The 23115-nt window shown below is 64.6% G+C and carries 20 protein-coding genes and 1 pseudogene; 11 read left to right on the plus strand and 10 right to left on the minus strand.

The window, feature by feature from the left end; translation table 11 throughout:
- Positions 1-57: 57 nt before the first annotated feature.
- A complete protein-coding gene (locus ACN0X6_RS22855) occupies positions 58-885 on the minus strand; it encodes an FAS1-like dehydratase domain-containing protein (protein ID WP_417707465.1) in 828 nt (275 codons plus the stop codon).
- Positions 886-1108: 223 nt separating this feature from the next.
- Between ACN0X6_RS22855 and ACN0X6_RS22860 the strand changes: the two genes are divergently transcribed.
- Complete coding sequence (locus ACN0X6_RS22860) at positions 1109-1996, plus strand: LysR family transcriptional regulator (protein ID WP_160017457.1); 888 nt, start codon at positions 1109-1111, stop codon at positions 1994-1996.
- 1067 nt (positions 1997-3063) lie between these two features.
- A complete protein-coding gene (locus ACN0X6_RS22865; RefSeq protein ID WP_417707467.1) occupies positions 3064-3618 on the plus strand; it encodes a nucleoside deaminase in 555 nt (184 codons plus the stop codon).
- A 76-nt stretch (positions 3619-3694) separates the two neighbouring features.
- Here ACN0X6_RS22865 and ACN0X6_RS22870 read toward each other — a convergent pair whose 3' ends face one another.
- Entirely contained in the window at positions 3695-5248 is a 1554-nt protein-coding gene (locus ACN0X6_RS22870; protein WP_417707469.1) for a sigma-54-dependent transcriptional regulator, read from the minus strand.
- Between the two features lie 251 nt (positions 5249-5499).
- On the opposite strand from ACN0X6_RS22870, the gene phhA reads away from it, so the two are divergent.
- From phhA to ggpS, 6 genes are all read left to right on the plus strand, one after another.
- Positions 5500-6285, plus strand: a complete 786-nt coding sequence (phhA, locus tag ACN0X6_RS22875) for a phenylalanine 4-monooxygenase (protein ID WP_417707471.1) — start codon at positions 5500-5502, stop codon at positions 6283-6285.
- 139 nt (positions 6286-6424) lie between these two features.
- Positions 6425-6823, plus strand: a complete 399-nt coding sequence (locus ACN0X6_RS22880; protein ID WP_417707473.1) for a 4a-hydroxytetrahydrobiopterin dehydratase — start codon at positions 6425-6427, stop codon at positions 6821-6823.
- Positions 6820-8019, plus strand: coding sequence for an amino acid aminotransferase (locus ACN0X6_RS22885; RefSeq protein ID WP_417707474.1), 1200 nt, complete (start codon positions 6820-6822; stop codon positions 8017-8019). Before ACN0X6_RS22880 ends, ACN0X6_RS22885 begins: the two co-directional genes overlap by 4 nt.
- An 84-nt stretch (positions 8020-8103) precedes the next feature.
- On the plus strand, positions 8104-9447 hold the full coding sequence (locus ACN0X6_RS22890) for a DUF2254 domain-containing protein (RefSeq protein ID WP_417707475.1): 1344 nt from the start codon (positions 8104-8106) through the stop codon (positions 9445-9447).
- A 145-nt stretch (positions 9448-9592) separates the two neighbouring features.
- Positions 9593-10855: an MFS transporter gene (locus tag ACN0X6_RS22895; protein WP_417707476.1), complete on the plus strand. Its 1263-nt coding sequence runs from the start codon at positions 9593-9595 to the stop codon at positions 10853-10855.
- Between the two features lie 144 nt (positions 10856-10999).
- Complete coding sequence (gene ggpS / locus ACN0X6_RS22900; RefSeq protein WP_417707478.1) at positions 11000-13258, plus strand: glucosylglycerol-phosphate synthase; 2259 nt, start codon at positions 11000-11002, stop codon at positions 13256-13258.
- 141 nt (positions 13259-13399) lie between these two features.
- Here the strand turns inward: ggpS and ACN0X6_RS22905 are convergent, their stop codons facing one another.
- The 8 genes and pseudogenes from ACN0X6_RS22905 to zwf all read right to left on the minus strand — a co-directional run bounded on the left by ACN0X6_RS22905 (position 13400) and on the right by zwf (position 20093).
- Positions 13400-13819, minus strand: coding sequence for a VOC family protein (locus ACN0X6_RS22905; protein WP_417707479.1), 420 nt, complete (start codon positions 13817-13819; stop codon positions 13400-13402).
- 2 nt (positions 13820-13821) lie between these two features.
- Positions 13822-14256 (minus strand): YciI family protein, encoded by a 435-nt coding sequence (locus ACN0X6_RS22910; RefSeq protein ID WP_417707481.1) that lies wholly within the window; start codon positions 14254-14256, stop codon positions 13822-13824.
- Between the two features lie 208 nt (positions 14257-14464).
- Entirely contained in the window at positions 14465-14998 is a 534-nt protein-coding gene (locus tag ACN0X6_RS22915) for an REP-associated tyrosine transposase (RefSeq protein WP_417707483.1), read from the minus strand.
- A gap of 164 nt (positions 14999-15162) precedes the next feature.
- The gene (locus tag ACN0X6_RS22920) at positions 15163-16056 is read right to left on the minus strand and encodes a methyl-accepting chemotaxis protein (protein WP_417707490.1); all 894 of its coding nucleotides are present in this window, start codon (positions 16054-16056) and stop codon (positions 15163-15165) included.
- A gap of 9 nt (positions 16057-16065) precedes the next feature.
- Positions 16066-17085, minus strand: a pseudogene (locus tag ACN0X6_RS22925) (methyl-accepting chemotaxis protein); the annotation flags it as partial.
- Positions 17086-17250: 165 nt separating this feature from the next.
- Positions 17251-17922, minus strand: coding sequence for a bifunctional 4-hydroxy-2-oxoglutarate aldolase/2-dehydro-3-deoxy-phosphogluconate aldolase (locus tag ACN0X6_RS22930; protein ID WP_196476914.1), 672 nt, complete (start codon positions 17920-17922; stop codon positions 17251-17253).
- 1 nt (position 17923) lies between these two features.
- On the minus strand, positions 17924-18637 hold the full coding sequence (gene pgl, locus ACN0X6_RS22935) for a 6-phosphogluconolactonase (RefSeq protein ID WP_417707484.1): 714 nt from the start codon (positions 18635-18637) through the stop codon (positions 17924-17926).
- Positions 18624-20093 carry a glucose-6-phosphate dehydrogenase gene (gene zwf, locus ACN0X6_RS22940; protein WP_417707486.1) on the minus strand — a complete coding sequence of 490 codons (1470 nt, stop codon included), beginning with the start codon at positions 20091-20093 and terminating at the stop codon, positions 18624-18626. Before zwf ends, pgl begins: the two co-directional genes overlap by 14 nt.
- A 211-nt stretch (positions 20094-20304) precedes the next feature.
- Here zwf and ACN0X6_RS22945 point away from each other — a divergent pair, with 211 nt between their 5' ends.
- The 3 genes from ACN0X6_RS22945 (at position 20305) to sugE (ending at position 22934) form a co-directional block, all read left to right on the plus strand.
- A complete protein-coding gene (locus tag ACN0X6_RS22945) occupies positions 20305-21165 on the plus strand; it encodes a MurR/RpiR family transcriptional regulator (protein WP_178094664.1) in 861 nt (286 codons plus the stop codon).
- 364 nt (positions 21166-21529) lie between these two features.
- Positions 21530-22477: a bile acid:sodium symporter family protein gene (locus ACN0X6_RS22950; RefSeq protein WP_417707488.1), complete on the plus strand. Its 948-nt coding sequence runs from the start codon at positions 21530-21532 to the stop codon at positions 22475-22477.
- 142 nt (positions 22478-22619) lie between these two features.
- Positions 22620-22934 carry a quaternary ammonium compound efflux SMR transporter SugE gene (gene sugE, locus ACN0X6_RS22955; RefSeq protein WP_192985717.1) on the plus strand — a complete coding sequence of 105 codons (315 nt, stop codon included), beginning with the start codon at positions 22620-22622 and terminating at the stop codon, positions 22932-22934.
- Positions 22935-23115: the final 181 nt, after the last annotated feature.

Here is a 23115-nt window from a genome sequence, read left to right on the forward strand (position 1 = left end):
GCCGTAGCCCGGATGCAATCCGGGAGCGATTTCCCGGATTGCATCCGGGCTACACAATCAGTCGAATTGCACCTCGGCGCGCTGCGCCAGGCCGGCCTCGTTGCCCGCCCAGAGTTCGGCCAGGCCCTCGCCGCTGATACGCCCACCGACCTCGAACGGCTGCGGCGCAATCAGCGGGCGCAGGCCGCGATAGGCGAAACGGCGCAGGCGCACCTGCGGGTTGGCGCGGCAGAAGGCGCGCAGGTTCAGGGTGGCAGTCAGCGGGCCGTGCACCACCAGGCCGCTGTAGCCTTCGGTTTCGGTGACATAGGGCCAGTCGTAATGGATGCGGTGACCGTTGAAGGTCACTGCGCTGTAGCGAAACAGCAGGGTGCTGGACGGCGTGACCGCCTCGCGCCAGTCACCGGCGACCAGCGGCTCGCCACTGCTGGCCTTGGGCGGGCTGGGCTCGCGGTAGACGATGTCCTGCTCCTCGCGGATGGCCAGTTGGCCGTCCTGCAGGTAGTCGTGCTGCACGGTGACGAACAGCAGCGCGCCGGTGCGGCCATGCTTCTCCTCGATGTGCTTGATGGTCGATACCCGACTGGCTTCGCCACCCACGCGCAGTGGCTGGATGAACTCGATACGGCCGCCGGCCCACATGCGATTGCGGTTGTCGGCCGGCGGCAGGAAGCCACCGCGCGCCGGATGGCCGTCTTCGCCCAGACCGCTCTCGGCGACCGGCTCCTGGAAGAACGCCCAATGCCACAGCGGCGGCAGCGCCTCGCCATGGGCCGGCGTGGCTTCGCCAAAGGTAGCGGCGATGCGCTTGACCAGATTGCGACTGAGTTGGTCGTGAACTTCTTCGCTACGACCGATCCAGGCGGAAAAAGCAGAATCACTCATGGGGCAGGTTCCAGCTCGGTTCTTGTGTGAGCTGGAGCATGCGACGCCGCTTGCGTTCAGAGAATCCGCATTTATTTAAACCAGCGTTCGGTTATGCTGAACACACTACGCCCATTCACATCTGTGGGAGGGGCTTCAGCCGCGAGCTTTTCGTCATGACGCAAAACTGTCGCGGCTGAAACGGATCGCCACCCCCGGCGTCCACACCAGCACCGAGACCACCATGCACTTCGATCTGCCCGACCTGCGCCTGTTCATCCATATCGCCGAGTCGCCCAGCCTGACCCAGGGCGCGCGCAAGGCATTCCTTTCGCCGGCCGCCGCCAGCGCGCGGATCAAGGCGCTGGAAGGTCAGCTCGGCAGTCGCCTGCTGTACCGCGACAGCCGTGGTGTCGAGCTGACCCCGGCCGGTCAGCGCCTGCTGCAGCATGCGCGGCTGATCATGCGCCAGGTGGATTACCTGAAGAGTGAATTCACCGAATACGGCACCGACGCCGCCGGGCATATGCGCATCTTCGCCAACACCACGGCGGTGACCGAGTTCCTCCCCGAGGTGCTGGCCGGCTTTCTCGCCGAACGCCCCGGCGTCACCGTCGATCTGCAGGAGCGCCTGAGCCGCGACATCGTGCGTGGCGTACTCGATGGCGCGGCGGATCTGGGCATCATCGCCGGCCCGGTGCAGGCGCCCGGCCTGCAGGTACTGCACTTCAGCACCGACCGCCTGGTGCTGGCCGTGCCGCTGGGCCATGCCCTGGCGCAGCGGCAGACGGTCAGCCTCGGCGACACCCTCGCCTACCAGCACATCGGCCTGCACGAGGGCAGCACTCTGCTGAGCTTCCTGCGCGAACAGGTGGAGAAACTCGGCGGCAACCTGGCCTTGCGTATCCAGGTCTCGAGCTTCGAGGCGATCTGTCGGATGATCGAAGGCGGCGTCGGCATCGGCATCATCCCCGAGTCGGCCGCACGTCGGCACAGCCGCACCATGCAGCTGGCCATCCTGCAGCTGGACGAAGCCTGGGCGGTGCGCGAACGCAGCATGCTGGTGCGTGAGCTGGATGCGCTGCCGGGCAGCGTGCGGGCGCTGATCGACCGGCTGAACCAGGGTGTATAGCGCCAGGCGAAAACACGGGTAAAAAAGGTTCTTCGCATTTTTGCGGGGCGGATACGCTTGACACCGGACTGGCAATTACGTGTCAGCTGTACATGACTTGGCACTCTCCGTTAGCGAGATCGTCTGATCTGATGGGTTTCGCCCCTTACGGGCGACTCACTTTCTTTGCTTGTGCAAAGAAAGTAAGCAAAGAAACACACCCCTACATACGGCCCCGGCTGCGCCGGGGTTCCCTCGCTCCATCACCACTCCAGGGGCACGCTGCGAAGGGCCATCCCTGGCCCATCGCAGCTCTCGCGACATCCATGTCGCTCAACCCCTTACGTGGCGATTCCACTCGGCCTCCTGAAGGGGACTTGGGCGTCGTCTACACCATCGCAGTTGAAGAGCAAAGGCAAAGGCCAGACGCCGCCAATTCCAGTTCCGCAAAGATTACGCAGGCTCGCGAACTGGTCCCCTTCAGGAGGCTGAGCGGAGGTGTTGCGTAGGGGAGCGAGCCGCATGGATGCGGCGAAATACCGATGGCGGCCCCGCTTAAAGGGCCAGGGATGGCCCTTGTAAGCCGGCCCCCGGAGCGGCACCGGAGCGAGGAAACGCAGCAAAGCGAAGTAACAGCCGCAGGCTGGCCCGAAGGGTGAGCAAAGCGAATCAAGTTTCGCGCAGCGAAACCCGGATGTCGGGGTGCCCTTCTTTGGCACACCTTTCTTGGGCAAGCAAGAAAGGTGTGGCGCCCGTAAGGGGCGCAACCCAAACGCTCAGCGCACGCGGTAATAGATAGTGCTAAGTCAGCAAGCAAGACGCACACAAACTTGCCAGTCCAGTGTCAACCCGGACGTTCCCCAAGCTATGCGAAGAACCAAAAAAAAGGGCGACCAATTTGGTCGCCCGCCCATTCAAGGCATTCCTCGAGAGGAATGCGGAAACGCTTGCACCCAAATCACGCAGGATGATCGGGACGGCCTCAGTGTCGCCGTAGCCCCATGCCCTGCCTATTGCACCAAGGTCGTAGGGCACCCGTCACAGGGCAGGCCATACTCCGGCGACGCCTTTTGGGCCTGGAGACACCCATGAACCCGGAACACCTCGCCCTGTTGCAGCAGGCGCCAGCCAGCACCCATGTCGATGACACCTGGGCCCGGCTCTGTTGCGAACAGGCCCTACTGGCGCTTGAGGAAGGCTGTTATGCGGTCGGCGCAGTGCTGGTGGATGAGGCAGGCGAACTGCTGTGCAGCGGCCGCAACCAGGTATTCGCTGCGGCCTACGCCAGCGCCGCGCACGCGGAGATGCAGGTGCTCGATCGGCTCGAAGCCGAACATGCGCAGATCGACCGTGGACGCCTTACTCTCTACGTCAGCCTCGAACCTTGCCTGATGTGCTACGGCCGTATCCTGCTGGCCGGCATCACCCGCGTGCGCTACCTGGCGCGCGACCGCGATGGCGGCTTCGCCCTGCGTCACGGGCGCCTGCCTCCGGCCTGGGCCAATCTCGCCTCCGGCCTTTCGGTGGTTCAGGCCCAGGCCGATCCCTACTGGATCGACCTGGCCGAGCGGGCCATCAGCCGCCTGCAAGAGCGACGGGCCATGCGCGAGCGCGTGGTCGCAGCCTGGCGCGGCGGGCGTTGAGTACAGGGTGCGCCATGCGCACCGAAAATTGCGACATCCGCCAGGGCCAGCGGTGCATTGGTGCGCGCGGCGCACCCTACTCCTTGCCCAGACCGTGTTGCCGCAACTTGTTGGCGATGGTGGTATGGGAAACACCAAGGCGCTTGCCCAACTGGCGGCTGCTGGGATGGTCGTGGAATAGCCGCTCCAGCACCGCCTTCTCGAAACGGCCGAGGATGTCGTCGAGGCTGCCTTCCACCGAAAACTCGCCCAACGGCTGCGGCGCGCCGTAGTCTGGCAGGCGGATATGCTCGGCCTTCACCGTACCGCCATCGCACAACGAAACCGCCTGGAACAGCACGTTCTCCAGCTGCCGCACGTTACCCGGCCAGTGGTAATGGGCCATGCGCTCGAAGGCTTGCGGCGCCAGCTTGGGCAATGCACAACCGATCTGCCGACTGGCGGAATCGAGAAAGTGCTCGACCAGCGGCGCCAGGCCGTCGAGGCATTCGCGCAGCGGCGGGATGTGCAGGCTGAGCACGTTGAGGCGGTGGTAGAGATCCTGGCGAAACTCGCCATGGGCGCAGAGTTCGGACAGATCGACCTGGGTGGCGCAGATCACCCGCACGTCCAGGTACACCTCCTCGTCGCTGCCCACCCGACGGAAGCAGCCGTCCTGCAGAAAGCGCAGCAGCTTGGCCTGCAGACGCGGGCTCATCTCACCGACGCCGTCGAGAAACAGCGTGCCGCCGGCGGTCAGTTCGAGCAGGCCGAGCTTGCCTTCCGGGCGTGCGCCCTCGAAGGCGCCGGGGCCGTAGCCGAACAGCTCGGTCTCGGCCATGGATTCCGGCAGCCCCGCGCAGTTGAGTGCCATGAACGGCGACTGCCCGCGCGGGCTGGCCAGGTGACAGGCGCGCGCCAGCAATTCCTTGCCGGTGCCGGTTTCACCTTCGATCAGCAGCGGTGCATCCAGCGGCGCCATGCGCCGCGCTTCCTTGACCACTGCCGCCATCACCCTGGAGCTCTGGAAGATCGAGTCGAAGCCGCGCAGCTCCTGCTTGCGCACATGGTAGATGCGCTCACCGACGCGGTCGGCGCGGTGCAGGGTCAGCACGGCGCCGGCCAGCGCCTCGCTGTCGTCGTGTTCGTTCTGCAACGGTGCGATATCGGCGAGGAACACATCGCCCTTGATCTTCACCCGCAGCCCGTTGATCCGCGTCTTGTTGGCGCGCACCAGTTCGGGCAGGTCGAAATCCTCGGCATAGCGCGACAGCGCCATGCCCGGCACCTCGTCCACGCGCACACCGAGCAACTGCGCGGCGCTGCGGTTGGCGGCGACGATGCTGCCGCCCATGTCGATGGACAACACGGGAAAATCCAGCGCACCAAGCAGCGCATTGAGCTCCAGGTGACGCCGTTCGCTGGGCATCAGCCCCACACGTTTGACGCCGAACACGCCGGCAATGGCCTCGAACTTCGGCCTTAGCGCTTGGAACTGCAAATTGATCAGATTCGGGCAGTGCAGGTAGATGGCGTTGCCCTGCTCACCCCCGACTTCGCCACGGGCGACGTTGATGCCGTAGTCGACCAGCAGGTTGAGGATGTCACGCAGGATGCCGACACGGTTCTGGCAGTGGACCTTGATACGCATGGCTCAGGCTCTTGTTATGGGCCGCCGAGTCGTAGAAATCGACGATGGCGGCATAATTTCCGTCAAGAATATGTGACAGCAGAGCACAGCAGCAAGCCGATAAATCGCCATACCGGCAATATCGTAATAAAAATTTTACAGTTTCTGAGCGCAATGCCGGGCAGCGCCGCTTATGGGCACCATTTCAACCCGAACAATCGTCGGCATGCTTGGGTCAGGACAAGAACAACAGCCCCCTCAAGGAGGCAGCGATGAAGAGTACGCAGTACCTGGCCCGGGAACCGGACGAGAGTGGCTTTATCCACTACCCGGAAAGCGAACATCAGGTGTGGAATACCCTGATCACTCGCCAGCTGGACGTGATTCAGAACCGCGCCTGCCAGGAATACCTGGACGGTATCGAGCAGCTCGGTCTACCCATGGAGCGGATTCCTCAGCTCGGCGAGATCAACCGGGTGCTCGAGGCCAGCACCGGTTGGCGCGTGGCGCGGGTACCGGCGCTGATCCCCTTCCAGACCTTCTTCGAGCTACTGGCCAGCAAGCAGTTTCCCGTCGCCACCTTCATCCGCACGTTTGCGGAGCTGGACTACCTGCAGGAACCGGACATCTTCCACGAGATCTTCGGCCACTGCCCCATGCTGACCAACCCCTGGTTCGCCGAATTCACCCATACCTACGGCAAGCTCGGCCTCCAGGCCACGAAAGAGCAGCGTGTCTACCTGGCGCGGCTGTACTGGCTGACCATCGAGTTCGGCCTGCTCGACACCCCGGCCGGCAGGCGCATCTACGGCGGCGGCATCCTCTCGTCGCCGAAGGAAACCCTTTACGCCCTGTCCGACGCCCCCGAGCACCAGGCGTTCGATGCGCTGGAGGCGATGCGCACACCGTATCGCATCGATATCCTGCAGCCGGTGTACTTCGTCCTGCCCGAGCTCAAGCGCCTGTTCGAGCTGGCTCATGAAGACATCATGGCGCTGGTGCATCAGGCCATGCAGTTGGGCTTGCACGCGCCGAAATTTCCGCCGAAAGCGGCGTAGCCTTTTAGCCCCTCGCCCGTTTATGCGAGCGGGCAGCGGTTCACGCAGCCTTTATCCTGTGCAGGAAGCGCTTCGTGTATTCACTGCGTCGAACACCCCAGATGAGTAGCCCGGATGCAATCCGGGATCGTTCACAGACATGGCCCCGGATTTCATCCGGGCTACGAATAATCAGGAGAGCCTCATGTCCCTTGCCCAAGCCCAATGCGAAGCCTGCCGCGCCGATGCGCCGAAAGTGACCGATGAAGAACTGGCCGAGCTGATCCGCGAGATCCCCGACTGGAACATCGAGGTACGCGGCGACCACATGGAGCTGGAGCGCGTGTACCTGTTCAAAAACTTCCGCCACGCCCTGGCCTTCACCAACGCGGTTGGCGCCATCGCCGAGGAAGTCGGCCACCACCCGGCCCTGCTCACCGAATGGGGCAAGGTCACCGTCACCTGGTGGAGCCACGAAATGCGCGGCCTGCACCGCAACGACTTCATCATGGCCGCGCGCACCGATGTGCTGGCAACCAGCGCCGAGGGCCGCAAGTGAGCCATTTCGCCCAGGTCACCCGCGTGCCGGGCGACCCCATCCTCAGCCTGATGGAAGCCTATCGCCTGGACAGCAACCCGGCGCGCCTGGACCTCGGCGTCGGCGTCTACAAGGACGCTCAGGGCCTGACGCCAATCCCACGTGCAGTAAAGCTTGCCGAGCAGCGCCTGATCGATATCGAGCAAACCAAGACCTACATCGGCGGTCACGGCGACGCGGCGTTCGGCACGCTGCTCAGCCAGCTGGTACTGGGCGCTGACTCGGCCCTGCTCGCCGAGCAGCGTGCCGGCGCGACGCAAACGCCAGGCGGCACCGGCGCCCTGCGCCTGGCGGGTGATTTCATCCGCCATTGCCTGCCGGGGCGCGGTATCTGGCTGAGCGATCCGACCTGGCCGATCCATGAAACCCTGTTCGCCGAAGCCGGGCTCAAGGTCGGTCACTACCCTTACGTCGGCGCCGACAATCGCCTCGACGTGGAGGCCATGATCGCCGCCCTCACCCACCTGCCCAAGGGCGACGTGGTGCTGTTGCATGCCTGCTGCCACAACCCCACCGGCTTCGACCTCACCCCGCGCGACTTCAAGCGTGTGCTGGAAGTGGTCAAGGCGCGTGAACTGCTGCCGCTGATCGACTTCGCCTACCAGGGCTTCGGTGATGGCCTGGAAGAAGACGCCTGGGCCGTGCGCCTGTTCGCCGCCGAACTGCCGGAGCTGCTGATCACCAGTTCCTGCTCGAAGAACTTCGGCCTCTATCGCGAGCGTACTGGCGCGCTGATCGTCTGCGCCGGCGACGCCGAAAAGCTCGTCGACATCCGCAGCCAGCTGGCGTCCATTGCCCGCAACCTGTGGTCGACGCCGCCGGCTCATGGCGCCGCCGTGGTGGCGCAGATTCTCGGCGACGAAGAACTCAAGGCGCTGTGGCTGGACGAGCTGGAAAGCATGCGCCTGCGCGTCGCCAGCCTGCGTCACGACCTGGTCGAGGCACTGGCACCGCATGGCCTGAGCGAACGCTTCGCGCACATAGCCGAGCAACGCGGCATGTTCTCCTACACCGGCCTGTCGCCGCTGCAGGTGCAACGCCTGCGCGAGGAATTCAGCCTGTACATGGTCGGCAGTGGCCGCGCCAACGTCGCCGGACTGGACGCCAGCCGACTGGATCAGCTGGCCGACGCCATCGCCCGGGTCTGCGTGAACTGAGTCCGCAGGCGGTAGTCTCAAAGACCGCCGCCTGCCCACTTCACGGCTATAGTGCGGTCATCGCCATTCACGACGGATTCGCCAATGGCCGTACCCAGCAACATCCTCTTTCGCGCCTACCAGCGCATCATCCACAGCCTGGCCTTCTACCCGACGCTGATCGCCATCGGCTTCTTCCTGCTGTGCCTGCTGACCATGGCCATCGAATACCAGCCGTGGATGGTGGCGCTCAAGGGGCACTTCGACCTTGGCCTGGTGCGCAACGCCGACAACGCCAGGCTGATTCTCGGCACCCTGGTGGCCGGCATTCTGTCGCTGATGGTGTTCAGCTTCTCGATGGTCATGGTGGTGCTCAACAACGCCGCCGCATCGCTTTCGCCACGGGTCATTCCAGGGCTGATCAGCAGCAAGGGCCACCAGAAAACCCTGGGCATCTACCTCGGCAGCATCCTCTACGCACTGCTGCTGATCACCACCATCGAACAGGGCAACAGCGACCGTGTGCCGAGCCTCGGCGTGCTGATCACCCTGGTGCTGGGCATCACCTGCCTGGGTCTGTTCGTGCACTTCATCCGCTCGATCTCGCAGTCGATTCAGGTCGAGCACATCCTCAGCAACCTCTACAACGCCAGCCTGGCAAAGCTCGATGCCTGCAGTGGCGGCCCGGCCTCGCGCGCCGCCGCGCCACAGTGGCCGGACGACCGCGACTGGGTCACCGTCAATGCGCAGCGCAACGGCTACTTCAAGGAACTCAACGTCAAAGAGGTCAACACGCTGCTGCGTCGCCATCAGGTACGCATGACGGTACTCGCCCACCGTGGTTTCTTCGTCAGCGAGGGGCACCCGCTGTTTCGCCTGGAACGTCCGCTCGACGAGGCCGTCTGCCAGCAACTGCTCGACTGCTTCGACTTCTTCATCGAAGAGTACGCCAGCACCCATTACTTCTTCGGTTGCCGGCAGATGTCGGAAATCGCCGTGAAGGCGCTGAGCCCCGGCATCAACGATCCCGGCACGGCGATCAAGACGGTGGATCTGCTCAGCGTGCTGCTGAGTCGGCGCCTGGCGTTGTCCGAGCGAGATTTCGCCAGCCTGCCTGACGAGCCACCACGGCTGTGCTACCAGGAACTGCCGCTGGACCAGTTGCTGCTGCAACTGCTGGGGCCGATACGCGCCTACGGTGCGGCGGATGCCAGCGTACTGGTGAGCCTGCTGCAGGCCTTCAAGAACCTGCTGCATCGCCCCGCCAGCGTGCGGCAACGCGCCGACCTGCTGCGCCACGCACGCAGCGTGCGCGATAGCGCCGAGCGCCATCTGACCGAACGCCTGGAGCGCGAGGAAATCAACGATTTCATCACTCGTCTCAACCGCACGTTGCAGGACTCGGAGCAGCCGCTGATGCCTCTGAAGGTTGCAAACGACGCCCCGTGATGGGGCGAAACGCGCCGCAGGAAAATTGCACGACCGTTTATCAGTAAAAATAACTCTTAAAAATCAAATAGATAGAAACGAAACGCAAAAAACATGGCGTGCTTCATGCTTGCCATCAGGGGCACAGTTCCCTAGGGTAGTTCGCATGTGGTCCCTGATTGCCCCCATCAGTTCGTTGCTGAGCGGGGTCGCGTTACTCCTGCTTGGCAATGGTCTGCTCAACACCCTACTGACCCTGCGTGGCGTCGCCGAAGGCTACTCCACCACGATGCTCGGACTGATCATGTCCGGGTACTTCGTCGGGTTCCTCCTCGGTACCTGGCTGGCGACTCCGCTGGTCAAACGTATCGGGCACATTCGCGCGTTCGCCTGTTGTGCCGCGCTGGCCGCCATCGCCGCCCTGCTCCATCTGCTGCTGATCGATCCCTGGGTCTGGTTGCTGCTGCGCGTGCTCTACGGCCTGGGGCTGGTGACGCTGTACATGGTCATCGAGAGTTGGCTCAACGCCCAGGCACCCAACGAAAAACGCGGCCAGGTATTCGCCGTGTACATGGCGGTCAACCTCGGTGCCCTGGCGCTGGCCCAGCAGTTGCTGCACCTGGCCGACCCGGTGCAGTTCACCCTGTTCGCCCTCGCGGCCATCCTCATCAGCGCCGCGTTGATACCCATTACCCTCACCCGCCAGGCACAGCCGAGCCTGCCCGAGACACCGCCGAGCAACCTGCGCCAACTCTGGACCATCGCGCCGCTGGCCATCGTCGCGGCGGGTTTGTCCGGGCTGGCACTCGGCGCCTTCTGGGGCATGGCGCCGGTCTACGCGAGCCTGGCCGGCTTCGATACGTCCGGCGTCGGCCTGCTGATGACCGCCACCATTCTTGGTGGCGCCCTGCTGCAATGGCCCATCGGCATCTACTCCGATCGCCACGACCGGCGCCAGGTACTGCTCTGGGTCGTGATACTGGCAGTCGCCCTGGCGCTGATCATGAGCCTGCTGCCGGCCGGCCCGCTGCTGCTCGGCGCCATCTTCATCTGGGGCGGCCTGGCCTTCGCCATCTACCCCATCGCCGTGGCGCAACTGATCGACCAGTTGCACAGCGACGAAATCCTTTCCGGCTCCGCCAGCCTGCTGATGGTCAACGGCATTGGCTCGGTGTGTGGGCCGCTGCTGGCCGGCGTACTGATGGAGCAACTGGGCGCCAGCGCACTGCCGCTGTACTTCGCCAGTACCCTCGGCCTGCTGGCCGCCTACACCTTTTACCGGCTGCGCCATGTCAGCGACCTGGTCAGCGGCGACGCCGCGCACTTCGTACCCATGCTGCGCACCAGCCCCACGGTGCTGGAGCTGATGCCCGATGCACCGCCACAAGACCACGAAGCCACGGAGGAACCTTCCCCCAACGCCTCCTGAACACCTGGCAGGCTGTTGAAAACAGCCTGTTGAAGGATGGCTGTTTCGGCAAGGCCGCGAGCCTACCCCAAGCAGCCAGAAACCCGGCCCGTCGGCCGCTCGCATTCGCGCCGAGCCGCAGTGGCCACTTCTGGAGAAACAACGATGCTACTTGCTACCGACCTGGATGGAACCTTTCTCGCTGGCGATCCCGAGGATCGCCTGAGCCTTTATCAGACCATCGCCGCTCACCCCGAGATCAAGCTCGCCTACGTCACCGGGCGCAGCCTGGAGGCGGTACTGCCGCTGCTGGCCGACCCGACGCTGCCGCAACCTGACTACATCATCGCCGACGTCGGCGCGACGCTGGTACATGGCGACAGCCTGCAGCCGATCCAGCAGCTGCAAGGCGTGGTCGACGCCCGCTGGCCCGGCGAAACCCAGGTGGCCAGCGCCATCGAGCCGCTCGGCCTTGAGCGCCAGGACGTGCCGCAGGCGCGCCGCTGCTCCTACTTCTGCACGCCCGAACAGGCGGCCAACCCGGCGCTGCGCGAGATCGCCGATGAGCTGGGCTGCGACCTGCTCTACTCCGCCGAGCTGTACCTGGACTTTCTGCCCAAGGGCGTGAACAAGGGCAGCAGCCTGCAGGCCCTGGCCGACTGGCTGGAGCTGAGCCACGATCAGGTACTGGCGGCCGGCGATACGCTCAACGACCTGTCCATGCTCAGCGCCAGCTTCCACGGTGTCTGCGTCGGTCAGTCGGAAACCGCCCTGCTGGAGGCCACCGCCAGCCACTCGCGCACCCTGCACGCCACTCGCCCAGGCTGCGGCGGCATTCTCGAAGCCTTCGCCCACTTCGGCTTTCTCGGCGAGCACGGCATCGCTGCCGAACGCCGCCAGGCCGCGCAGCCGGGCAAGGCCGAGCTGGTGATGGTCTATCACCGCCTGCCCTATGAGGAATACCGCAATGACGCCGGCAAGCTGCAGCGCCGTCGCCCGACCTCGCCCAACGGCATCATCCCCACCCTGCTGAGTTTCTTCGGCGATGGCCGCCCCGGCTCCTGGGTGGCCTGGGCCGTGCACGAGGACGGCGACGAGCCGTTCGACAGCCACACCACGGTGGACGCCGAACGCTATCCCAAGCTCACCGCGGCGCGGGTCAAGCTGAGCAAGGAAGAAGTCGACATCTTCTACAAGCGCTTCTCCAAGGAAGCCTTCTGGCCGACCCTGCACACCTTCTGGGAGCGCGCCACCTTCAACGAGGACGACTGGCAGGTGTTCCTCAAGGTCAACCGCGCTTTCGCCGAACGCACGGCGCTGGAGGCTGCCGAAGGCGCCATCGTCTGGCTGCACGACTACAACCTGTGGATGGTGCCGGCTTACCTGCGCGAGCTGCGCCCGGACCTGCGCATCGCCTTCTTCCACCACACCTACTTTCCCTCGGCGGACGTGTTCAACGTGCTGCCCTGGCGCCGGCAGATCGTCGGCAGCCTGCTGCAGTGCGACTACATCGGTTTTCACATCCCACGGCAGGTGGAGAACTTCGTCGACGTCGCCCGTGGCGTGTTCCCGCTCAAGACCCTGGAGCGGCAGAACTGCGCGCCGCGCTTCATCACTTACGGTTGCGCCGTGGGCCTGGAGCGCATGACCACCGCACTGGACACCGGCACCCGTCAGGTCAAGCTCGGCGCACACCCGGTCGGGCTGGACATCGACCGCGTACGCAACGCCCTGGAGGCGCCGAAGATCAAGGAGCTGATGGGTCAGCTGCGCGAGGAAATGAAAGGCGTGAAGCTGATCCTCTCGGTGGAACGGCTCGACTACACCAAAGGCATTCTGGAAAAGCTCAACGCTTACGAGCGCCTGCTGGCCGACAACCCCGAGCTGATCGGCAAGGTCACCCTGGTCACGGTGTGCGTACCGGCGGCCAAGGAGATGACCATCTACAACGAACTGCAAAGCCAGATCGAACAGGCGGTCGGCCGCATCAATGGCCGCTTCGCCCGCATCGGCTGGACGCCGCTGCAGTTCTTCTTCCGCAGCCTGCCGTTCGAGGAGGTCAGCGCCTGGTACGCCATGGCCGACGTCATGTGGATCACCCCACTGCGCGACGGCCTCAACCTGGTGGCCAAGGAATTCGTCGCCGCCCAGGGCCTGCTGGGTGGACGCGGCGTGCTGGTGCTGTCGGAGTTCGCCGGTGCGGCCGCCGAACTCAAGGGCGCGCTGCTGACCAACCCGCATGATCCGGCCGACCTGGCGCAGACCTGCTACCTGGCGCTGAACCTGCCCAAGAGCGAAGCACAGGCGCGCCTGCGCGAGCTGTTCGATATCGTCTGCTACAACGACATTCGCCGCTGGGGCGAGGAATTCCTCTCCGGCGTGCAGGTGCAGGAAGAGCCCGAGCCGCTGACGCTGGTGAGCTAGAAAGCGCTTCGCGGCTGAAACGGAATGCCGCCCAGCCGCTCCTACGGAGCTCATTCACTCGGTAGGAGCGGCTTCAGCCGCGAAGACGTAGTCTCGTTTCCCCGGATTTCATCCGGGCTACGTTTGCCGAGAACCTCGCCGTCAACCCTGCTGGCTATCGACCATGCAGTTGATCATCCAGGACACGCCGAAACGGTCGGTAAGCATGGCGAAGCGGGTCGCCCAGAAGGTCGCCTGCAGCTCCATCTGCACCGAACCGCCGGCCGACAACGCCTCGTACAGGCGCTCGGCCTCCGGCACGTTGTCCACCTGCAGGGAAACGGAACACCCCTTGATCCCCTCATAGGGGTACTGCGGCAGATTGTCGGAGGCCATCAGCAACTGATCGCCAACGGTCAGGCAAACGTGCATGACACGCTGCTGGTACTCGGCCGGAACCTCCATATCCTCAGGGCTATCGGCGTAGCGCATCATCTCCAGGTTACCGCCGAAGACCTCGGCGTAGCGCTTGAAAGCGGCCTCGCACTGGCCGTCGAACATCAGATAGGCATGCATCTTCATCGTTACGCTCCTTGATTTTCACTGCTCATGCGCGTGCGAATACGGTCTTCCTGCTCACGCAACTCGGGGGTGAACTCGGCGCCGAAATCCTCGGCCTCGAAGATCTGGCGAATCTCGATATCGGATTCGCCAGGCATGGGGTTGGGGCAACGCTTGACCCAGTCGATGCAGGCCTGCAGCGACTCGCACCGAAAGATCCAGAAACCGGCGACCAGCTCCTTGGTTTCCATGAACGGGCCGTCGATCACCGTGCGCTGCGCCCCGGAGAACCGCACCCGTGCTCCCCTGGAGCTCGGGTGCAAACCTTCGGCTGCCTGGATCACACCAGCGGCTGCCAGCTCTTCGTTGTAACGGCCCATGGCCGTCAGCAGCTCTTCGCTGGGCACCAGACCGGCTTCGGAATCGGCCGTCGCTTTGACAATCACCATGAAACGCATCGCCTTTCTCCTTGTTCGAGTCGAAGTCGCGCGCAGGGTGTCTCCCTATGGCTGACAGTGAACCCAGACCGGGGTTCTATGCAGTAGTCGAATGGGCGACGGAAGAATCGACAGGCACATTGAAAAAAGTTGGTGCGCGCGGCGCACCCTACGAACATTCGCCGCCCCCGCAGGGTGTCGCGGGGCCGCCTAGGCCATGCGCACCGCGTCATTCGCCGTACTCACCGTTGTCCACCACCGCATCAGCGCCCCAATGGGCCGGATATACGCCCTCCTTCACCAACCGATGAAAGCTCGACCACGGCCAATCCACCACGCGCGGCACCAGACCATGCTTCACCGGATTGAAATGCAGGTAATCCATATGCCGCTGGTAATCGTCGCCATCATGAATGCGATGTTCCCAGAAACGCCGCTGCCACAGCCCCGACTCGCGGCGCAGGCTACGGCTCAAGCTGACCGTTCCAGGCAGCGCGATTGCCTGGGATGTCAGGCGCTTGATCATCGACCAGCGTGACCCGAAATCGGCATCTCCCTGAGGCATGCGCCAAAGACAATGCAGGTGGTCTGGCAACAGCACCCAGCCCTCGATGACGAACGGACGGTGTAGACGGACGCGTTCGATGGCGCGGCGCAGGGCTGCGCGCAATGGCGCATCGGTCAACACCGGGAGGCGCTGATGGCTTGTCAGCGTGAAGAAATAGCAGGCACCCGCATCGCGAGCGCGGCGGTAGTTGGACATTCCCTGTCTCCTGAATCCTTGCCGGCAGATTCAGGATAGTCGGTGGTGCGCGCGGCGCACCCTACGGCGGCGTATCTCGGCGTATTCGCTGCGCATGGCGCTCCCTACCGGTAGAACGGCGCAATTCCCGTAGGGTGCGCCGCACGCACCGACTCCCACTCGAATCAAACGCGGAAACGGCTGACCATGGACTGCAGCTGGCCACCCAGGCGCGCCAGCTCGGCGGAGGATTTGGCCGTTTCGTCGCTGGCAGTGGCGGTCTGCTCGGAGACATCGCGCACGCTGAGGATGCTGCGGCTGATTTCTTCGGCCACGGCGCTCTGCTCTTCTGCAGCGGCGGCGATCTGCTGGTTCATCGACTGAATGTTGGACACCGCAAGGGTGATGCTACCCAGCGAGTCGCCGGCCTTGCGCGTCAGCTCGACGCTGCTGTCGGTGAGCTTGTGGCTGTTGCGCATCACCGCCGCCACCTGCTGAGTGCCACTCTGCAAGCCGGCGATCAGCGCCTCGATCTCCTCGGTGGATTTCTGCGTACGCTGCGCCAGGCCACGCACCTCATCGGCGACCACGGCAAAGCCGCGCCCCGCTTCGCCGGCACGCGCTGCCTCGATGGCGGCGTTGAGCGCCAGCAGATTGGTCTGCTCGGCCACCGACTTGATCACATCCATCACGCTGCCGATCTTGTCGCTTTCCTGCTGCAGGCCGGTCATGGCCTCGGAAGAACGCCCCACTTCGGCGGCCAGACGCTCGATCTGCGAAATCACCTCGGCCACCACCTGGTCGCCCAGGCGCGCCTGGCCGTCCGCGTCGTTGGCCGCCTGCGAGGCCTGCTCGGCGTTGCGCGCCACTTCCTGCACGGTCGCGGACATCTCATGCATGGCGGTGGCCACCTGGTCGGTCTCGCTCTTCTGGCTGTTGGCGCCAGCGCTGGTCTGTTCGGTCACCGCCGACAGTTCCTCGGCGGCGCTGGCGATCTGCGTGACGCTGTCGCGGATGCCGCCGATCAGCTCGCGCAGGGTCGTGGCCATGTGCTGGATGCCCTGCTGCAACTGGCCCATCTCGTCGCGACGATCGACCCGCACGCTGGCGGTCAGGTCACCGTCGGCAATGCGCTGCACCGCGCCCAGGGTGTCTTGCAAGGGTCGGGTGATCTGACGGGTGATGATCCAGGCAGCAAGTACGCCGAACAGCAGGGCCAGCAGCGTGGCGCCGATCTGCAGGCTGCGCGCCTGGGCACTTTCGATGGCCATGCGCTCCATCTGGAACTTGTACAGCGTCTCGCTGATACGGACGATCTCGCCCTGCTGATCGGTCATTTCCTGGCGGGTACGGGCGATATCGGCAGTGGCAGCCTTGAACGCCTGCACCGTCTGCTCGAACTGGCCGAGCGCAGTGGCGATACGCCGTACCGCATCCTGCTGGGCGCTACCGAAAGCCTGCTCCAGTGCATCGAGGCTGTTGCGGGCAATGGCAATGCGCTCGGCAAGGGCCTGCTCGGTCTGGGCATCGGCTGCGCTGTCGTAACGCTCGAGCAGATAACGCAGACGCAGCAGCTCGCCATGGGTGAGCGTCAGCGCCTGCAGTTGCTCGAAGCGACGACCGTCGTATTCCGGCAGCAGCTCCACGCTGCGCCGCATCGCGCCCAGCAGCTCGCTCAGTTGCTGGTCTTCGCTACCGACCCGGCCACGTGCCTGCTCGGCGGCCGTGTAAGCGGCGCGCATACCCGCCAGTGAACGCTGATAGTCCTGGTTGTAGCGGTCCTGCTCTTGCAGCAGCTTGACGTTGACCGGATTGGTGAAGGTCCCCAGCAGCTTCTTCTGCTGCCCGAGATAGATGTTCAGGTTGGTCAGCAGACGCTCGGTACTGGCTGCGTCGCCCTTTGCCAGCATGAACTGCAGGCGGGCGATACGCAGGTTGGTCAGCGTTGCATTGAGCTGGGTGATCTCGCTCATCCAGGTGCTGCGCTGGATCACGCTACCCAGGCCGCTCCAGGCGGTCCAGGCCAGAGCCAGGGTAAGCACCAGCACCAGGCCGAAGCCGAGCGCGAGTTTGCGGGTAACGCTGAGATTAGCGAACCAGGTGTTCATGACAATTCTCCGACTGCGGATGTTTCAGGTTTCGCTGGAGAATTGTTTTTGTTGAAGCCAGCACGAGGGATCAGCTGACGTACCAGGCGACCACGACGGCACAGATTTTAAGCGGCTGCGGCATTGTGCAGCGGCGGCGCCAGCGTTGGCGGCGCCACGCGCGCATCAGCCCAGCAGCTGCAGCGCCTCGACGCTGCATTGCTGGATGCGTGCCCAATCGCTGTTTTCCACCCACTCGCGCTGGAACATCCAGGTGCCGCCCACGCACATGACATTGGGCTGCGCCATGTAGCGCTGCAGGTTGTCCGGGGTGATGCCGCCGGTCGGGCAGAAGCGCACCCCGCCGAAAGGCCCGGACAGTGCCTTGAGCGCCGCGACACCGCCACAGACCTCAGCCGGGAACAGCTTGAAGCGGCGATAACCCAGGGCGTAGCCGACCATCAGTTCCGACGCGCTGCTCACGCCGGGCAGCAGCGGCAGCGGGTTGTCCAGCGCGGCCAGCAACAGCTCGCGCGTGCTGCCCGGCGTGACGATGAACTGCGCACCGGCAGCGGTCGCTGCGGCCAGCATGTCTTCATCCAATACGGTACCAGCGCCAACGCAGAGCTCGGGACGCTCGGCACGCAGGCGACGAATCGCCTCCAGGCCATGCTCCGAGCGCAGAGTCACTTCCAGCACGCGCAGGCCACCAGCGGCCAGCGCATCGGCCAGCGGCAGGATATCCGCCTCACGGGCGATGGTGATCACCGGCATGATCCGCGCTTGCGCGCAGATGCGGTCGATCTCGGCGATTTTGTCGGCCATGCGCACACGCTGGCTTGGGTCGAGGCTGGTCATGTCAGGAGCACCAATGGATTTCGAGAGGAGAATTGAGGAACGCGCGGATCGGCAGCTGGGCGGTCTCACCCGGCAGCAGCGCCGCGCTCAGGGTGTTGAGTTTCGCCTGGCCCTGGATCGCCAGCAGCGGCAGCCGTGCGCTGGCCAGCACCGGCAGGGTCAGGGTCAGGCGTTGCGCCGGCTCGCTCGGGGCGAGCATCGGCAGCACGCGGCGCACGCAGTCCGGCTGCAGCGCCTGGTGCAGATTGGGGCTGTGCGGGAACAGCGAGGCGGTATGACCGTCGTCGCCCATGCCCAGCACCAGCACGTCGATCGGCGCCAGTTCGGCGACCGCAGCATCGGCCAGCTCGGCCGCCTGTTCGAGGTTGCCAGCGACCTGGTAGAGGCTGAGAAAACGCGCTTCGGCGGCCGGGCCACGCAGCAGGTGACGGCGCACCAGCGCCTCGTTGCTGCCGGCGTGATTCACCGGCACCCAACGCTCGTCGGCCAGGCTGACCAGCACCTGCGCCCAAGCCAGCGGCTGTTGCGCCAGCGCCTCGAAGAACGGCACCGGGCTACGCCCGCCAGACACCACCAGGGTGGCCTTGCCGCGACTGGCGATGGCCTGACGCAGCGCATCGGCCACGCGCACGGCCAATGCCTGGGCCAGTTGTTCGGCGCCAGCGTGCGGGCAGGCCTGCACGCCTGGCGGCAGTTTCAGTTCAGAGATCGCCATACCAGCTCCTGCCATCGCGGGTGATCAGCGCGACCGACGCCATGGGGCCCCAGCTGCCGGCCGTGTACGGCTTCGGCGCCTCGCCGAGACGATGCCAACCGTCGATCAGTTGATCGCACCACTGCCAGGCGTATTCGATCTCGTCCTTGCGCACGAACAGGTTCTGGTTGCCGCGCATCACTTCCAGCAGCAGACGCTCGTAGGCATCGGGAATGCGCGCACTGCGGTAGGTATCGGAAAAACTCAGCTGCAGCGGACCGCTGCGCAGCTGCATGCCCTTGTCCAGGCCCTGATCCTTGGTCAGCACCTGCAGGGCGATGCCCTCGTCCGGCTGCAGGCGGATGATCAGCTTGTTGCCGATCAATTGACGCTGCTCCGGGGCGAAGATGTAGTGCGGCGGCGCCTTGAAGTGGATGACGATCTGCGACAGCTTCTGCGGCATGCGCTTGCCGGTGCGTAGGTAGAACGGCACGCCGGCCCAGCGCCAGTTGCGGATGTCGGCGCGCAGGGCGACGAAGGTTTCGGTGTCGCTCTGGGTATTGGAGTTCTCTTCCTCCAGATAGCCCGGCACCGGCCGCCCATCGCTGCTGCCGGCCACGTACTGACCGCGCACCACGCGCTGGCCGAGCTGCTCGACGCTGATCGGCTCCAGCGCCTTGAGCACCTTGACCTTCTCGTCACGGATGCTGTCGGCGGACAGGTCGCTGGGCGGGTCCATGGCGATCAGGCAAAGCAGCTGCAGCAGGTGGTTCTGGATCATGTCGCGCAACTGCCCGGCCTGATCGAAGTAGCCCCAGCGCCCTTCGATACCGACCTTCTCGGCCACGGTGATTTCCACGTGGGAGATGTGGTTCTGGTTCCACTGGGTTTCGAACAGGCTGTTGGCGAAGCGCAGGGCAATCAGGTTCTGCACCGTCTCCTTGCCCAGGTAATGGTCGATGCGATAGACGCGGTTTTCCGGGAACACCTGGGCCACGGCATCGTTGACCGCACGCGAGGACGCCAGGTCATGGCCGATCGGCTTCTCCAGCACCACCCGCGTGCCCTCGGCCAGCCCGACGGCGGCCAGGTTGGCGCAGATGCCGCCATACACCGAGGCGGGCGTGGCGAAGTAGGCGATCAGCTGATCCTGCGGGCTGACCTGCTCGAGCAGCGCTGCATAGTCCTCGGGCTTGAGGAAATCCATGCTCAGGTAGCTCAGACGCGCCAGGAACCGCGCCATGTCGGTTTCCGTCAGCTCCTTGGCTGGCACGTGCAGGCGCAATGCCTGCTCGATGGCGCGCAGGTGGCCGCTCGGCTCGCCCGTCTCGCGGGCCAGGGCGAGGATGCGCGAGGCATCGTGCAGCAAACCGGCGCGATCGAGCTGGTAAAGCGCAGGAAACAGCTTGCGCAAGGCCAGATCGCCCAGCGCGCCGAACAAGGCAAAGGTGCAGGATTCAAGCTTCATCGCGGGCATGAGTTTGTTCTTTTATCAAGATGCACTAGAAATACCGGGTGATACTGCTTTTATCAAGGAAAAATGTTGTGATAGCAACAACATTATTCACGACATCCGATAAGTCAGTGGTGACCTTGGGGCGGCATCAGTAGGATAGGCCGGTTGTCTTACCGCCCATCGCCTGTCGCCAAGCCCGTTCAACCGCCTGTTAGGAGCCCTTATGGACCGTGTGCGCAACTTGCTGGAACAGATCCAGAGCCGCCTTGACGACCTGAACAAGGCCGAACGCAAGGTCGCCGAAGTGATCCTGCACGATCCGCAGCAGGCCACGCGCTTCAGCATCGCCGCACTGGCCCAGGCCGCAGGCGTCAGCGAGCCGACGGTCAACCGCTTCTGCCGCTCGTTCGGCGCCAACGGCTACCCGGAACTGAAGATGCAACTGGCGCAGAGCCTGGCCAGCGGCGCCGCCTACGTCAGCCGCGCGGTGTCCGCCGACGACGGCCCCGAGGCCTACACCCGCAAGATCTTCGGCAGCACCATCGCCTCGCTGGACACCGCCTGCCAGAGCCTCGACCCGCAGCACGTCAGCCGCGCCGTCGACCTGCTGATCCAGGCGCGACAGATCCATTTCTTCGGCCTCGGCGCCTCGGCGTCGGTGGCGCTGGACGCGCAGCACAAGTTCTTTCGCTTCAACCTGGCAGTGTCGGCGCATTCCGACGTGCTGATGCAGCGCATGATCGCCTCGGTGGCGCACACCGGTGATCTGTTCGTGATCATTTCCTACACCGGGCGCACCCGCGAATTGGTGGAAGTGGCGCGCCTGGCCCGCGAGAACGGCGCCTCGGTGCTCGGCCTCACCGCCGCCGGCTCGCCCCTGGCCAAGGCCAGCACCCTGAGCCTGGACATTCCGCTGCCGGAAGACACCGACATCTACATGCCGATGACCTCGCGCATCATCCAGCTCACCGTGCTCGACGTGCTCGCCACCGGCGTCACCCTGCGCCGTGGCGTGGACTTCCAGCCGCACCTGCGCAAGATCAAGGAAAGCCTCGGCGCCAGCCGTTACCCGGCGGATGAAGAGCCGCTGTAAGGCGCTTGCAGGAGCCTAATGCTGTTCACTTAAGGTTGCACGCGGTTGACTCCCCTCTCCCATTTATTGGGGGCACGCCTAGTGGAGAGGGGCTGGGGGAGAGGGCTGAAAACGCCGCAAAACTGCCAGTTTTCCCCTCTCCGAACGCGGCCCGCCCTTACCCTCTCCCCCGAAGGGGCGCGGGGACTGATCGCGTCCGACCATTTCTTAAATGAACAGCATTACAGCAGGAGCCAGCTTGCTGGCGATCGGCAGTACCGCCCCTTCGCAAAAGCATCGCCGGCAAGGCGGCTCCTGCAGTTCTGGTGCGCTGGACACTTCTGGTAGGCTTGCCGGCTTTTCCGAACCTGCCAGGAAATCCGCCATGCACGCACTGATTGCCCTCAGCCGTTTCATCGGCAACACCTTCGCCATCTGGGTGTTGCTGTTCGCCGTCATGGCGTTCTTCCAGCCCGGCTGGTTCCTGCCGCTGACTGCCTGGATCGTCCCCCTGCTCGGGCTGATCATGTTCGGCATGGGCCTGACCCTCAAGGGTGCGGACTTCCAGGAAGTCGCCCGGCGCCCGTTGGCGGTGCTGCTTGGTGTGCTGGCCCAGTTCATCATCATGCCCTGCACCGCCTGGCTGCTGTGCCAGGCCTTTGCCCTGCCGCCGGAAATCGCCGTGGGCGTGATCCTGGTGGGCTGCTGCCCGGGCGGCACCGCCTCCAACGTGATCACCTGGTTCGCCCGTGGCGACCTGGCGCTGTCGGTGTCGATCACCGCCGTCACCACCCTGCTCGCCCCGCTCGTCACCCCGGCGCTGATCTGGCTGCTGGCCTCGGAATGGCTGCCGGTGTCGTTCAGCGCCATGTTCATTTCCATCCTCAAGATGGTGCTGCTGCCCATCGCCCTCGGCCTGATCGCCCAGCGCCTGCTCGGCGAACGGGTGAAGACCGCCGTCGAGGTGCTGCCGCTGATTTCCGTGGTGAGCATCGTCGCCATCGTGGCTGCAGTGGTCGCCGCCAGCCAGGGCAAGATCGCCGAATCCGGCCTGCTGATCATGGCCGTGGTGATCCTGCACAACGGCATCGGCCTGAGCCTGGGTTACCTGGCCGGACGCCTGTTCGGCATGTCGCTGGCGCAGCGCAAGACGCTGTCGATCGAGGTCGGCATGCAGAACTCCGGCCTCGGCGCCGCCCTGGCCAGCGCGCACTTCAGCCCGCTGGCCGCCGTGCCCAGCGCCCTGTTCAGCGTCTGGCACAACCTGTCCGGCCCGCTGCTGGCGACCCTTTATCGCCGAATGGATCAGGGCTCGAAGAAAGACGCCAACTGACCCGACAGCTCGCACCAATCCGGGGCACCTTGCCCCGGATGCGCCGATATGCACAATAATGGCGCACGCGAGGACGACCTCCGCACCCTGACGCCAGGGTGGCTCATCCGGGGACGGCCCTTCAGCACCTACTGGAGGTCATATGTCCTGGATCATTCTGTTTCTCGCCGGCTTGTTCGAGGTCGGCTGGGCCATCGGCCTGAAATACACCGAAGGCTTCACCCGCCCGCTGCCCACTCTGCTCACCGTCTGCGCCATGCTGGTCAGCCTGGGCCTGCTCGGCCTGGCCATGAAGGAATTGCCGCTGGGCACCGCCTACGCCATCTGGACCGGCGTCGGCGCCGTGGGCACGGTAATCGCCGGCATCATCCTGTTCGGCGAATCCATGGCGCTGCTGCGCCTGGCCAGCGTGGCGCTGATCGTCTGCGGGCTGATCGGGCTCAAGCTGAGCCACTAGAAAAGGCTCTTCGGATAGTTTGGGGAACGTCCGGGTTGACACCGGACTGGCAATTACGTGTTAGCTGTCAATGACTTGGCACTATCCATTAGCACGCCGCCTGGCCTGATGGGTTTCGCCCCTTACGGGCGACTCACTTTCTTTGCTTGTGCAAAGAAAGTAAGCAAAGAAACACACCCCT

Origin of the sequence: Pseudomonas sp. (genome assembly GCF_048269965.1) — a bacterium.
GTDB lineage: Bacteria > Pseudomonadota > Gammaproteobacteria > Pseudomonadales > Pseudomonadaceae > Aquipseudomonas.

Bases quoted from the DNA above. Each gene is read 5' to 3' on its own strand.
- ACN0X6_RS22855 (WP_417707465.1), bottom strand. From the start codon at position 885: ATGAGTGATTCTGCTTTTTCCGCCTGGATCGGTCGTAGCGAAGAAGTT.
- ACN0X6_RS22860 (WP_160017457.1), top strand. From the start codon at position 1,109: ATGCACTTCGATCTGCCCGACCTGCGCCTGTTCATCCATATCGCCGAG.
- ACN0X6_RS22865 (WP_417707467.1), top strand. From the start codon at position 3,064: ATGAACCCGGAACACCTCGCCCTGTTGCAGCAGGCGCCAGCCAGCACC.
- ACN0X6_RS22870 (WP_417707469.1), bottom strand. From the start codon at position 5,248: ATGCGTATCAAGGTCCACTGCCAGAACCGTGTCGGCATCCTGCGTGAC.
- phhA (WP_417707471.1), top strand. From the start codon at position 5,500: ATGAAGAGTACGCAGTACCTGGCCCGGGAACCGGACGAGAGTGGCTTT.
- ACN0X6_RS22880 (WP_417707473.1), top strand. From the start codon at position 6,425: ATGGCCCCGGATTTCATCCGGGCTACGAATAATCAGGAGAGCCTCATG.
- ACN0X6_RS22890 (WP_417707475.1), top strand. From the start codon at position 8,104: ATGGCCGTACCCAGCAACATCCTCTTTCGCGCCTACCAGCGCATCATC.
- ACN0X6_RS22895 (WP_417707476.1), top strand. From the start codon at position 9,593: ATGTGGTCCCTGATTGCCCCCATCAGTTCGTTGCTGAGCGGGGTCGCG.
- ggpS (WP_417707478.1), top strand. From the start codon at position 11,000: ATGCTACTTGCTACCGACCTGGATGGAACCTTTCTCGCTGGCGATCCC.
- ACN0X6_RS22905 (WP_417707479.1), bottom strand. From the start codon at position 13,819: ATGAAGATGCATGCCTATCTGATGTTCGACGGCCAGTGCGAGGCCGCT.
- ACN0X6_RS22910 (WP_417707481.1), bottom strand. From the start codon at position 14,256: ATGCGTTTCATGGTGATTGTCAAAGCGACGGCCGATTCCGAAGCCGGT.
- ACN0X6_RS22915 (WP_417707483.1), bottom strand. From the start codon at position 14,998: ATGTCCAACTACCGCCGCGCTCGCGATGCGGGTGCCTGCTATTTCTTC.
- ACN0X6_RS22920 (WP_417707490.1), bottom strand. From the start codon at position 16,056: ATGGGCCAGTTGCAGCAGGGCATCCAGCACATGGCCACGACCCTGCGC.
- ACN0X6_RS22930 (WP_196476914.1), bottom strand. From the start codon at position 17,922: ATGACCAGCCTCGACCCAAGCCAGCGTGTGCGCATGGCCGACAAAATC.
- pgl (WP_417707484.1), bottom strand. From the start codon at position 18,637: ATGGCGATCTCTGAACTGAAACTGCCGCCAGGCGTGCAGGCCTGCCCG.
- zwf (WP_417707486.1), bottom strand. From the start codon at position 20,093: ATGCCCGCGATGAAGCTTGAATCCTGCACCTTTGCCTTGTTCGGCGCG.
- ACN0X6_RS22950 (WP_417707488.1), top strand. From the start codon at position 21,530: ATGCACGCACTGATTGCCCTCAGCCGTTTCATCGGCAACACCTTCGCC.
- sugE (WP_192985717.1), top strand. From the start codon at position 22,620: ATGTCCTGGATCATTCTGTTTCTCGCCGGCTTGTTCGAGGTCGGCTGG.